Consider the following 13,383-nt stretch of genomic DNA (forward strand, 5'->3'; position numbering starts at 1 on the left):
GTAGAAGCTAAGGCATGTCTGCAAGCTTACAGCTAAATCCAAATTAGCAATATTGATGATTGCTAATTTGAGCTAATTGAATCCTCCTCATACTTCAAGTACGGGGAGGATTTTACAGCAGTTTTCTTTTGTATGAAGTATGAGGTTACGGAGGCAGAAGGCAAATTGGGCAGTTGTAGGCGTTTGTAGATTTGAAATCGCAGGTGTATCTACCTTGGCTGGAGCGATCGCAGCTAGCGTAAATTTTCCTAGAATAGCTATCAAATGCTACATTATATACCGCAGAAATACGATATTTCTATCTCTAGGAGCAAATTCCGTTAAGATACTTAGCCCAAGTTACGATTTATGAAATTTAGGTTTTTTGTCGATTCGCGCAATACCTGCGACAGGCTATGCGTAAGCACACCACAGATTTAGCTGAAGAGGCGAGAAACATCAACGAAACCATCATGAAGACTGACAATATTTGAAACTTCTGAATACATACTTCCGACTTTACCTGATTGATGGGTAAATAAATTATGACAACCCACAATTATCAGGAGTTCTTGAGCGCGGGAAAATGCAACATTTACTCGTTCTGGCTTCTTAGCAAATCCCACATCTCCTTTACTATTGTTGCGAACCATACTGACAATTACAACAGGTCTTTCCATTCCTTGAAATCTATCTACTGTACCAGTACGAATTTCTAGGGAAGGGAAAAGTTCAGATTGCAAACGCTCATCAATTTTTCTTAATTGAGCGCCATAAAATGTAATTACGGCAATTTCTTTTTTGGGTTCACCATTAGCAACTTTAGAAGCCCAAGTATTCTCAAACTGATGACACAAACGTTCAATCGCATCAATTTCTGGAGTATTAAAGTACGAAGTTCCATTTTTTTGCTCTAAAAACTGATTCTCTATAGGCGTTTTTACCCAGAGAAGATGCTGAGATTCTTGGATAATTTCGCCTGCTAGATGATGTGCGCGTTTTGTATCAGGCTCCAAAATCCCAGATTCTAGTTTACCGTCATAAAACTGATTGATTGCTCCCATAATAAAAGGGTGCATTCGATATTGTGTAGTTAGCATTTGTTTGATGCTTTCATCAGCAGATTCAAACTGACTTTTAAATAGTGATTCTTCTAAGAATTGTAGTTCGTCTCGTGTATTACCCATTGTTTGAGCAACTTCTTCTATAGTGTTGGTATCAAGCATGGGTGGTAATTGCCGATGATCGCCTACCATGACTAACTTTTTGCCTTTCAATGCTGGGATTAGTAACTCTGGTGGAGTACACTTACTAACTTCATCGATAATGACGACATCAAAAGATTTGAATTCTTCCGAAAAACCTCTATTTGCAGCTTGAACACAGGTGATGCCGACGACGTTTGCATTATCTAAATATATGCGTCTTAAATCGTCCCTATCGCCTTCAGTTGGCTCTCTTAATTTTCCTATCCAATCTTGTACAAAATTTTGATACTTCTTGAGATAGGTTTCATCTTTTTGGAGTTGTTGCTGCCAAGATTCAAACTGAGTATTGATATTGCGTAAAAACTCTATACTAAATAAGTCGCATTGGGAATTTTCTGGTTTAAATTTATCAGGTATTGTTTGCCATTTTGTCAACCACCAGCTTCGTTCTTCTCTTAGGTTTCCTAATGGCTGTGGTTGTGATTTTTGTTCTACCTCACGTAGATTAATTTGTAATTTCTGAAGTTGCTGTAGAGAAGTTTCAGTTTCTTCTTGTAGCTTTGATAAATGCTCATTTAGAGAATGTTTAATTATCTCCAGTACAGCAAAAGGTTCTAATGATGAGATTAAGGTTTGAAGCTGACTGATAGAAGTTTCCCAGTAATTTACTTGATTTGCAAATTCTTGGGGATGCTCCCAAATGTTTGATTGTGTTGCAAGATATTTTTCAACTTGAATTCGTAATTGAGCAGGGATATTTTTTTGATTAAGTTCTTGCAAGTTATTAATAACTCGTGCAAGTTGTGAATTAGCATCTTGCTGTGCTTTTTCTACCTCAGCTTGAGTAATAGATATTTGCTGTTGGCTAACTTCATTTTTCTGAAGTTCATTTAATTGTCGTTGCAGAAGCTGAAGCTGTTGTTCAGTTTCCGTTTTGACTTTTAAAACGCATTGACGCGCATTTGCAAGGATAGTATCTAGCAATTCTTCTGTAAGGCGGGTGAGAGTAGAGTCAATATTATTCCATTCCCATGATGCACCATAAGTCCGTTGCATTCTAACTAAGAAAACCTGGGTATTTTCAACTAGTAATTTTCGCTGTTTGGGGTTGAGTAGCTGATAATTGCTAAACTGTTGATAGGTTTCTTGCCATTGGGTGCGTAGGCTTTGCCCACCGTAGGTATCGCTCTTTGATAGCACCATTGGAATCTGGCTAAAGTTTTGTTGTAAAAAATAACTGAAATTATGCTGTTTCCCCTGTCTATCAGTAAAACCTCCATCTATTTCATAAGCGATCGCTTTTGTCAATAAGTCCCATTCAGGTAGGTTAATTTTATAAGTTTTTGGTACTATTGGTAGTTTTAATGTGTTAGCAAACATCAACAAACCTAGCGGTAAGTCAACTAAATTTTCTGTGAGTGGTAAACCTGATTGCTGACATTCTTTTAAAGTTTGATAGAGATGAGAAGGTGCTGTAGATTTCCATTCCTTAACTGCTGAGATAATGTAATCTATTTCCCGTTGGCGGTTTTGCCATATCTGGATTGTTTGCTGTATATTTTGCAGTTTGGTAAGATATTGCTGATAATCTGGTTGTAACTGATTCAACGAGGCGAAATTTTGTTTGACAACCTCCACTGATGCTGCAACTTCTAAGATGGCTTTACTTACCTCTTGAGCATAAGTCAAAGAAGTTTTAAATCCAGAAATTTCTATTGCTACAGTTTCATGCAACCAAGCCGCTAAACCAAAAGCACCAAGCGCCGGACGCACAAAGCTAAGTTCATCAGTATATTTGATGGTTTGACGAACATTTGCTAAAAATTCTTCTACTAAGCTGTTACCTTCTGTGTAGGGCTTAAGAAGTGGCAAAAAATCTGTAACTTCAGAAGCTTCCCAGTTGATATTTGGTAAAGTATTTAATATATTTGCTAATTTTGCAATTAGTGATTCAACCTCGTTCTGTTTTTCTACAGTTTCGTTGTAATATTTTTCTTGATTTTGAAAATTTATCTCTAGTTTTATCTTATTTTTATTGAATTTATTTTGTTGCTGATTAAATTCCGCCTCTGCTTGTAAGTAAGCGGTAAATCTTTGTGATGATGCCAGTAATTGACTGAATATTTTGATATTTTCCAGCCGTTGAGTCAGATTATTTTCACAGTCAGTTGCAGTATTTTCTAGCCATCTGCCAATCACTTGGTCTTCTAAAAATGGCTGTCCTTCTTCCCCAACTTTTTCGGCTCTCCCTTTTCGTACAGCCCGAATCACTGGGTTGTGAACTAATCGACTCAAGGCGTTATCTACTGCTAAATTGGCTTGAGATGCAATTAGAGTGCGTCCACCGCGAAGGGCAATTTGATAGCAAATCTCGGCAATTACGGTAGTTTTTCCAGTACCTGGTGGCCCTTGGATGAGAACAAGATCCTTAGCGGCAAGTACCTTTTCTACTGCTGCTTTCTGACCAGGATTTGCAGAAGATAATAATAAATCTTGTGGTTGAAGTTCAACAGTTGTTTTGATTTGTCTAGCCTGAGAAGCATCGAATAAAAAGTTACCCAAATAGGGATTTTGGGTGTAACCGTTATTCAAATCATCTAAAGCTTTTTTCTTACGCTGAATCTGCTGAATATCACCAACTGCCTCAAAACACAAAAATCCTGTATCTGGCAACTTATAACGCTCTGCTGCCATGAATTCAGCTAAGTCACGTTCTAATCTCAGGCTGATAATACAACGGTTGGGGTCAACTTCTTCAACAGTCCCTAATTGACGACCGCTAATCCAATTTTTGCCGACGGGAGCAGTTTCAAAAAGCTTTAAATCTTCGTTTTTTGTGCGTCTTGCTCGTTCCCAAAAGTTTTCTAATTCGAGGGAATTTTGATAAAAGCCGTCAAGGGTAGCTGAGGCTACATCTATTTCAAAACTGATTCGTCTTTTGAAGTTATAGTTATGACTTACATAACGCACGCAAAACTGACGCGCTTTCGCGATTTTTTCTTCAATTTGCAAAAACGCTTTCCAAGCTTTTAGCTGTTCTTCTGTAGGCACATTTTCGCCACAAACTGGCGCAGCGACGACGCGTTTTAATGTTGCAGCCGGAATGTCTAGATGATGCTGATGATTAGGCAGCAAACGCAAACGGCAAGGTATAGCATAGCTGTCGGCGTGTCCCCGTGAGGGTTGTAATAATTGAGCCGAAAGTATTTTTAAACCGCCGCGTCCATCTTTTGGTACAGCCGCTCTAAATCCTAATGTTTTTCTGAGCTTCTCAAGTCTTGTAGGTAACTGAAAATCATTGCTGTCTGTTGCTATTGTCAAATCCCAAATTTCTTCTCTTGCTTCTTTCCCTGCACCTTTGCGACGTACATAAAATAGAGAAGGCTTTTTACCGACACATTCAGACATTAACTCATTGGCGCGATCGCGTCGCTCTCTAAATTCAGGATATGATTTAAGGGCCGCTTCACCTTCAAAATGGCGGATAAAGCTATCAATTGCTGAAGCTATAAACGTATAGCCCCAATCTTCAGAGGTTGTTTTAGTAGTTTTCGAGGATTTTGCTGTTAGTTTATTTATCGCTAGACGAATGCGTTCTCCATCAGATTCTGAAATTGCACTAGTATGGCTTTTGACTACAATTTTTAGTTTTTCACAAATTACTAATAGCTTCTTGCTATCCAAATTCAATTCTTTTGCTAGTTCGTAGATTCTGAGTTTGCCGTTGTTCATCCAGTAGTGCCTTTGCTGACAAAATAGGGTTTAAATTTAAACGCAAAGGGGAGGCAGCGCGTTGCGGGGGTTCCCTCCGTTGTAGCGACTGCCGTCGCGCAGAGGTAAGCGCAGAGTAGTGCAAAGTTTATTTTAGTCCTATTCGCTACGAATTATATTTGGAAATACTCTGCGTTTAAAAACTTGACGATTTTGGGTAGTATTGCCCACTAAATGACTATAGTTTGTACTGGCGGTAAACTTGACTGGCGGCGCGATGCAGTAGGGAATGTCGCCAAACAAGAGATTTCATGTCATCAGCATAACCGCCGCCAATAACGCAGGCGACAGGATAACCGCTATTCACACAGGTACTTAAAACCTGCATTTCCCGGCGAAAAATGCCAGCATCGGTAAGGGCTAATTTGCCCAAGCGATCGCCTATATGAGGGTCAACACCAGCATCATAAAATACTAAGTCTGGCTTGACTTTAGACAATAAATCTGATAAATAATTCGCCAAGGTTTGTAAATAAGCGTCATCTTCCATTCCCACCGGCAAAGGAACATCTAAATCGCTGTTTTGTTTAGTACCGGGAAAATTGACTTCGCAGTGCATAGAGAAAGTAAAAACGCTGTCGTCGTCTTGGAAGATAAAAGCTGTGCCGTCTCCTTGATGGACATCTAAATCTACAATTAGGATTTTTTGCACGAGTCCGAATTTTTGTAAAACGCGACAAGCGATCGCTAAATCGTTGAAAATACAAAAACCAGACCCATAACTAGGAAAGGCATGATGAGTTCCACCAGCTGTATTACAAGCTAAACCTTGACTTAGTGCCAGTTTCGCAGTCAGTATTGTACCACCCACCGCTACACAGGTACGATTTGCTAACGCCGGACTCCAAGGCAAACCAATGCGTCGCTGTGCTTTGGGGTCTAGGGTTCCTTCACAATAAGCTTGAACATAGTTTGGGGTGTGGACTAACTCTATCAATTCGAGTGGCGGACGTTCAGGGGTGTGAAATTGTTCTTGATTCGCTACACCATCAGCTAACAGCAATTCGTAGAGTTGTCGGAACTTAGACATCGGGAAGCGATGCCCTTCAGGTAGGGGAGCAATATAATCTGGGTGGTAAATAATTGGCAAGTCCATAAGGAAAGAAAATCTCAAGCAGCTAAACCGACAACAAGGTAAAATTTAGCCATAATCACAGCAAAAATGCTGCTCTCCTAAATCTAAAATTCCAAATTTAAAATTGATATGATGGAATGGATTCCGCCGATAGTGTTTATTTTAGCTGGCTTACTGGCTGGAATAATTGGTGAAAAAGTTATCTTCAAAAAACTAGAAACATTCGTTAATAATAAACGAATTGCCGGGGGTAATATCATATTTTACTCTCTGCACCGCATGACTTTTCTTTGGTTTGTCATTGGCGGTTTTTTTTGGGCAGTTGTGAGCGCACCCCTCAAGCCAGATATTGCGATCGTACTGCAAAAAGTTTTGACGATGGCATTGCTGTATTCAATAACCTTAGTCTTAGCCAAATTGACTGCTGGTTTTCTTAATTTATATATTCGTAGAGCAGAAGGGGTTCCCACATCACTAATTTCTAACCTAGCTAAGACTACTGTTTTAGTTTTGGGAACATTAATCATTTTGCAAACGGTAGGTGTTCAAATTACACCAATAGTTACTACTTTAGGTATTGGTGGTTTAGCAGTTGGTTTGGCTCTTCAAGACACACTCGCCAATTTGTTTTCTGGTTTCTACTTAATTATTTCTAAGCAAGTTAGAACCGGTGATTATGTGAAATTAGATGCTGGACATGAGGGATATGTGATAGATATTTCTTGGCGCAATACGACAATTAGAGAAATTTCTAATAATGTTGTCATTGTTCCCAATTCTAAGTTGTCTTCTGCGATTTTCACAAATTATCATTTACCTGCAAAGGAAATTACTTTAACAATAGATGTTGGTGTTAGTTATGATAGCGATTTGGAACAGGTTGAAAAAGTGACTGTAGAAGTTGCCAAGGAAGTTATGCAAGAAATTGCACCGGAATTAAAAGAAAGTGAACCATATATCAGATTTCATACTTTTAATGATTTTAGTATAGATTTTACGCTTTATATGCGCGTCAGCGAATACTTCGATCAGCGTATTGGGAAACATCTATTTGTCAAAAAATTACACAAGCGCTATCAGCAAGCAGGAATTAAAATTCCTTTTCCGATTAGACAAGTGTATATGCAAGATAATTCAGCTATGGAACAAAATTAGCCCTGGCGACTAGAAGTCGCGGCTATACAGATGAAACCCGCACTTCTCTACGAGACGCTGCGCGTAGCTTGCTTCCCCGGAGGGGTACGACAAGCTCAGTGACCACCTGCGCGGGTTGAAAACCTCGATTTGTAATCGCTAGGGCTAGGTGCAACTTAGATTGCTAATGCTCGTTTTTCTAATGGTAGTTCAAAGCGATCGCCTGGTTTCGGCTCAAGTACCTGCGTTGAAAGATTGTTCTCTTTTAGCAACGAACGAAATTCTTCACTACTTCCTTTAGTCTGAATAAGTTTCATCAACAATCCCTCAAAGAATATATCCCCACCAGCCGCAGTAGGTAATATTACTTGAGGTTTTAACGACTTTACTACTTCTAATGAACTATTTTTCCCTTTAATAATCGGCCCAAGCAAAGGTAGGGTCATGTCAATAAACGGTGTAATCACTACATCGATAGGTGCAGCTTGCTGAAGTTGTGGAGAATGATACCCATGAGGCTCGTAGTATACAGTTAAACCACTTTCCAATTCTTTGAGGAGATAGCTATTTTCTACCAGAGTCGGGCCAATGGGCGAGCCGGGGAAAGCCTTGATTTCAACTTGATTATCTAAAGTGAAAGTTTCACCATGAGCCAATACCGTTACCTGGGTATAACCTAATTGCTGTACTACCTTGGCTGCATTGGGAGAAGCTACAACCTTGATGCTGTGGTCGAGTCGCTTAAGTGTTGGTGGGTGACTATGGTCTTCTAAACCCTGAGATAAAAGGATCAGATCGATATTATCTGGGATTGGGCGCTCTTGCGATCGCGAGCCTTTAAATAACCAATCCAAATTGCTGAAAATTAACGAACCAACCAGCCAAGGGTCAATTAGTATTCGTTTCCCGCCGATTTCCAATAGCCAAGAGTTGCTGTCTAACCAAGTTAAAAACATAAATTTTGTGAAGATAACGCCTACCTTCATTATCAATGGTGTCACCTTTCTTAGTAAGCACTCAGCCCAACACCTACATTCGTCCGGTCAACGTCTACATACGGAGTTCTTTTTATGTCCGATCTTGGTTTCACTCACATTGCACTTGCAGTCAGTGATGTTGATGCAAGTATCTCATTTTATGCAAAGTATGCCCAGATGACAGTCGTGCATCATCGCATCGATCGAGCGACTCAATCAGATGTTGCTTGGATTAGTGACCTGACTAGACCTTTTGTAATTGTCCTAATTAAAGTAGCTAAAGTAGAAGGCGCACTCTTACCACAATCCCATCTTGGGGTAGCTTATCAGAATCGTGAGGAAATCGATCGCCTGTGCAATGAGGCACGCACTGAGGGAATACTGCTGACTGGGCCAAATGACTGGGGCCATCCGGTTGGTTACTGGGCTTATCTTCAAGACCCAGATGGTCATACACTAGAAATTTCCTATGGTCAGGAAATTAGTTTTACAGTTGAGCAAGCTAGAGACGCGATTAATCGCGTCTCTTAAAAATTGGTGTTATATCATGTCCGCTTGATTGCTTATTAAACCCGAAGAACCCCACCCCCGCCAAAGCTACGCTTTGTCTCCCCTCCCCGCTTGCGGGGAGGGGATTAAGGGGTGGGGTGCAATGACTGCGGTTAGCATAACTAATTATGCGGACATGATATTACTTATTACCAGGGATGCGTCCACCTTCGTCGTTACTACCGCCGTGAGGGCGGGAATTGCCTGGGTCACAGCCCTCAGAACCATTACCAATTCCTTGGTTGCAATGGCGACGCGGTTTGATGCGCGCCCTTGAAGTTTCAGTCTGCTGCTCTGCTGCAACTTGTTGCTGTCCAACGACGTACTGCGAGGAAATGTTTGCTACCTGTCCAGTGCTAGATAGGGCTTGGTATAGTAAAGCAGACACTTCAGACCTGGTTGCTACCCGTTCAGCATTTAGCAAGTTCACGTTGGGATAGTTGACGACTATACCGCGTTGTGTCAAAGCAGCAATCAGACTGCGATATTCACTACGAATAGTATTTGCATCGCTGTAAACAGATAAGATCGTATCCGTGGAACCACTGCTTTGATAATTTAATCCCCGCGCTAATGCTACCAAAATGTCAAGGCGGGAAAGCCTTTGAGTGGGGTTGAAATCCTTGCCAATAACAGCGTTTAAAAAGCCCATTTGATAAACTTCGCTGATGGCATTGTAAGCCCAATATTGAGTTGAGACATCCTTAAATGCTACTGCTCGACGAATTTTCCCCTTGGTAAAGGCTTTCCGCACCATTGCCGCAAATTGGGCACGAGTTACTGGTGCATCAGGGCGGAAAGTCCCATCAGGAAAACCTTCGAGAATTTCCATTGAGGCCAATTCGGCAATAAAATCTTTAGCCCAGTAGTCTGTGGAAACATCAGAAAACTCAACCTGGAGAGGGCGAGACAGTCTAACTTGGCGATAATTTATCAGCATTTGGCTGATGTCGTAGCTAGAGTTATCCCTGACTTCAATCACCTGCACCAAACTGCCAGGAGTAGCCTGCAAAACCTTTGCCAAGTCGGAATTAAAGATATTCACGAAGGACTGACGCACTAAAGCATAATCACCCTGAGTAAAAGAGACGGGATAAACGCTGGTTCCGGCAATTTTTGACAAACCTTCTACTTGGAACTGACTACCTTGAAAAGTTTGGGAACTGCTTAGGAAAATAACACGTTGGTTCCTGACTTGGGTGAAGTAGTCGTAAGTGGTAGTACCTGCGTCAATAGTGCCATTTTGGTCAGCATCAACACCATAAACAGTGCGAACGACTTGGTATTCTCTAGGTTTGGCTGACAAAATCAGGTGAACTGTGGTATTTGCTGGCAAACATTCAAATTCGCTATAGCCAATAAAGCGGTTTTGAACATCATACAATCGCACGACGATGCGATCGCTAGCTTTTAACCCCTTAACAAATTTTGCTTTTTGCTTAATCTTGTACTTGTAATCACCCAAAAACTGCTCTTTTAAATAGCTCTGGCCACTTTTACTTTTAACAGAAATGCGAGCAATCACTTCTGAAAAATTACCAGATGGTTGCCAAATGGCAAGGCTAAAACCTGTTTTTTTCGCTTTTACCGAAACTTTACGGCTTTCTGTAGTCACAGTTTGCCGTTGGATAGTGGTGTGATTCCTTGTTTCTACTTCCTTATGGGCTAAAAGTTGTTGTTCTGTGGAATTATCTGTTATTTGAGCGACGATGGTAGAGAACCCTAAAGCTGCATAGGCAGAAGATATTGGCGAAAATATTGCTACAGAGGTTGCAGCAAGAACAAATTTGCTCATTTGAGCAAAGTTACTTTGAGTTATATATTTCATCCCACACTACCATTCGTCTAAAAAGTCACAGGGCGATTTGGTATCCCTCGACTTATTAATCCCTTGGGGTAGATGGAACTAACATCTAATGAGTGCTGAGTGCTGAGTGCTGAGTTAGGAGTTAGGAGTTTGGAGTTAGGAGTTTGGAGTTAGGAGTTAGGAGTTAGGAGTTTGGAGTTAGGAGTTTGGAGTGTGATTATTGCTTTTTTTACTCAGCACTCAGCACTCATCACTCAGCACTCAAATTTCGGTCAGAGAACATTACTATATTAAAGAAACACTTTATTAATCTTAATAATGACTGTAACGACACAGCAGCTTGCAACTCAAGATGCCTTTGAAAAATTCTTTTGGACTTGGCAGGGTTACAAAATTCAGTACACTGTCATGGGTACAGGACGCCCTTTGGTTCTGGTTCACGGCTTTGGCGCTTCCATTGGACACTGGCGCAAAAATATCCCAGTTTTAGCTGATGCTGGCTACCAGGTATTTGCTATAGACCTTTTAGGTTTTGGTGGTTCCGATAAAGCGCCCATTGATTACAGTGTAGAAGTTTGGGTGGAACTGTTGAAAGATTTCTGCACAGCACACATCCAAGAACCTGCTGTATTTATTGGCAACTCCATCGGCGCACTTTTGAGCTTAATAGTACTGGTAGAACATCCAGAAATTGCTGCTGGTGGTATTTTAATTAACTCTGCGGGTGGTTTGAGCCATCGTCCTCACGAATTGAACCCGCCGCTACGGATGCTGATGGCAGCTTTTAATCGGTTTGTGCGATCGCCAATTACAGGTAAATTTGTCTATAACCGCATCCGTCAAAAAGCCCAGATTCGCCGCACCCTCTACCAAGTTTACCGCGATCGCCAAGCCGTCACCGATGAATTAGTCGATTTACTTTATACTCCCTCTTGCGACCCAGGAGCGCAACAAGTCTTCGCATCTATACTCACAGCCCCTCCTGGCCCCAGTCCAGAGGAACTTTTGCCCAAAGTAGAACGTCCTTTATTAGTAATATGGGGTGCTGACGACCCTTGGACACCAATTACCGGGGCCAAGATTTACGAAAAGGCACGGGAGAATGGCAAAGAAATCAAAATTGTTCCCATTCCCAATGCCGGTCATTGTCCTCACGATGAGGTTCCAGATGTTGTCAATGCCCAGATTGTCGATTGGCTAGCGCAAAGGTAATAATTTCGCCTTTCTGCCGATATGTCTTAGCCCAAGCAAGGTAAAAATGGGGCTAACAATCTGGGTGAGTGGATCTTAATCTTTTAATTGCGCCTTGACATAATCAAACTCGTATGGTATGTGAAGAAATGGAGCTTGATGTGCGTAATGGAGATAAAGGGGTAATTCCCTTAAATCACCATCCAGATTTTTCAGAACTTGGCTATCAAGTCATCAGCGAACTAGGACGCAACCGAGAAGGGGGACGGATTACTTATCTAGCTAATGTCCTCAAATCTAATCAATTGGTGGTAATTAAAGAGTTTTGTTTTGCTCGTGCAGGTGTTGATTTATCAGGTGTGAAAGCATATCAGCGCGAAATTGAAATCTTGCAACAACTCAATCATTCCCGCATTCCTCGTTATATAGATTCCTTTGAAATGCCAGGGGCTTTTTATCTGGTGCAGGAATATAAAAATGCCCCATCCTTGGGATTAAAACGCAGATGTCATCCTGAAGAAATTAAGCAAATTGCTCTGTCCATCTTAGAAATTTTGGTTTATCTGCAAAAGCAAGTTCCCCCAATTATTCATCGGGATATTAAGCCAGAGAATATTTTGGTTGATGAAGAACTAAATGCTTATCTGGTGGATTTTGGATTGGCTAGAAGACAGGGTGCGAAAGTAGCTATGAGCAGCTTTATCGCTGGAACTCCAGGTTTTATGCCACCAGAGGAACAGTTTGGTCATTCCCTGACAAAAGCATCAGATTTATATAGTTTAGGAGCAACACTAATTTGCTTACTTAGTAATACCCGTTCTGTTGAGATTGGCAAATTAATTGATGATAACTATCGCTTTAATTTCCAGCAATTAGTTCCTCAAATCAGTCCGCGTTTCCGGTGGTGGTTGATGAAAATGGTGGAACGTAACCGAAAACGCCGCTATGCTAATGCGGCTATTGCTTTAAAAGCACTTGGGTCAATTGAGGTTGTTGGTAGTGCCACTAGGATAGATAATTTAATCAGTAAAATCAAACTTAGAAAACGAGCTACTTTATTGGGACTAGCCACTGTTATTACATTGGCTGCGATGGGGGCAACTGTGATGAGTTGTCAGCCTGGTAATACCGTTAAGCAATTGCTGGAAGCGAGAGAATGTCCAGACTTTGATTTAAACTCAAATTGCCAATAAAAAACCGGAAATTAAGATTAATTAGGTTGCATCTGGCTAAGGATTACAGCGGTTTTCAATTGAATAGACTATACGCGTAGGGGCACAATATATTGTGCCTCTAAAATTATGTGTATTCCATGCTTGTGAAAATTGCTGCAATTTGCATGAGTATCAAATACTCTTTAACGGAGATAAAAGGTGGATGAATCCAGTTCAAATACTCTTTAACGGAGATAAAAGGTGGATGAATCCAGTTCAAACACTCGTTAACGGAGATAAAAGGTGGATGAATCCAGTTCAAACACTCGTTAACGGAGATAAAAGGTGGATGAATCCAGTTCAAATACTCGTTAACGGAGATAAAAGGTGGATGAATCCAGTTCAAATACTCGTTAACGGAGTTCAAAGGTGGATGAATCCAGTTCAAATACTCGTTAACTGTAATGCACTATCAGTAATTGTGTAGTTATCTGCTGTAGTAAACTACATCTAAGCCAGAAGCCTGCATTCAATAGTT

The 13,383-nt window shown here is 40.8% G+C and carries 9 protein-coding genes; 4 read left to right on the forward strand and 5 right to left on the reverse strand.

Going from position 1 to position 13,383, the window contains the following annotated elements:
* Positions 1 to 416: 416 nt before the first annotated feature.
* Both V7K61_RS30310 and V7K61_RS30315 read right to left on the reverse strand, forming a co-directional pair.
* Positions 417 to 4,919 (reverse strand): translation initiation factor IF-2 N-terminal domain-containing protein, encoded by a 4,503-nt coding sequence (locus tag V7K61_RS30310; protein ID WP_335059359.1) that lies wholly within the window; start codon positions 4,917 to 4,919, stop codon positions 417 to 419.
* A gap of 217 nt (positions 4,920 to 5,136) precedes the next feature.
* Positions 5,137 to 6,054, reverse strand: coding sequence for a histone deacetylase family protein (locus V7K61_RS30315; protein WP_335059361.1), 918 nt, complete (start codon positions 6,052 to 6,054; stop codon positions 5,137 to 5,139).
* 108 nt (positions 6,055 to 6,162) lie between these two features.
* Between V7K61_RS30315 and V7K61_RS30320 the strand changes: the two genes are divergently transcribed.
* Complete coding sequence (locus tag V7K61_RS30320) at positions 6,163 to 7,188, forward strand: mechanosensitive ion channel family protein (RefSeq protein ID WP_335059363.1); 1,026 nt, start codon at positions 6,163 to 6,165, stop codon at positions 7,186 to 7,188.
* Between the two features lie 155 nt (positions 7,189 to 7,343).
* Here the strand turns inward: V7K61_RS30320 and V7K61_RS30325 are convergent, their stop codons facing one another.
* Positions 7,344 to 8,123 (reverse strand): MBL fold metallo-hydrolase, encoded by a 780-nt coding sequence (locus V7K61_RS30325; protein ID WP_335059365.1) that lies wholly within the window; start codon positions 8,121 to 8,123, stop codon positions 7,344 to 7,346.
* A 114-nt stretch (positions 8,124 to 8,237) separates the two neighbouring features.
* Here V7K61_RS30325 and V7K61_RS30330 point away from each other — a divergent pair, with 114 nt between their 5' ends.
* The gene (locus tag V7K61_RS30330) at positions 8,238 to 8,675 is read left to right on the forward strand and encodes a VOC family protein (RefSeq protein ID WP_335059367.1); all 438 of its coding nucleotides are present in this window, start codon (positions 8,238 to 8,240) and stop codon (positions 8,673 to 8,675) included.
* Between the two features lie 160 nt (positions 8,676 to 8,835).
* Here V7K61_RS30330 and V7K61_RS30335 read toward each other — a convergent pair whose 3' ends face one another.
* Complete coding sequence (locus V7K61_RS30335; RefSeq protein ID WP_335059369.1) at positions 8,836 to 10,488, reverse strand: S-layer homology domain-containing protein; 1,653 nt, start codon at positions 10,486 to 10,488, stop codon at positions 8,836 to 8,838.
* 330 nt (positions 10,489 to 10,818) lie between these two features.
* On the opposite strand from V7K61_RS30335, the gene V7K61_RS30340 reads away from it, so the two are divergent.
* The gene (locus V7K61_RS30340; RefSeq protein ID WP_335059371.1) at positions 10,819 to 11,712 is read left to right on the forward strand and encodes an alpha/beta fold hydrolase; all 894 of its coding nucleotides are present in this window, start codon (positions 10,819 to 10,821) and stop codon (positions 11,710 to 11,712) included.
* A 128-nt stretch (positions 11,713 to 11,840) separates the two neighbouring features.
* Positions 11,841 to 12,884 carry a serine/threonine protein kinase gene (locus V7K61_RS30345; protein ID WP_335059391.1) on the forward strand — a complete coding sequence of 348 codons (1,044 nt, stop codon included), beginning with the start codon at positions 11,841 to 11,843 and terminating at the stop codon, positions 12,882 to 12,884.
* Positions 12,885 to 12,990: 106 nt separating this feature from the next.
* Here the strand turns inward: V7K61_RS30345 and V7K61_RS30350 are convergent, their stop codons facing one another.
* Positions 12,991 to 13,293 carry a hypothetical protein gene (locus tag V7K61_RS30350; protein ID WP_335059373.1) on the reverse strand — a complete coding sequence of 101 codons (303 nt, stop codon included), beginning with the start codon at positions 13,291 to 13,293 and terminating at the stop codon, positions 12,991 to 12,993.
* Positions 13,294 to 13,383 lie beyond the last annotated feature (90 nt).

It is taken from the genome of Nostoc sp. (assembly GCF_036918015.1).
Classification (GTDB): Bacteria; Cyanobacteriota; Cyanobacteriia; order Cyanobacteriales; family Nostocaceae; genus Nostoc.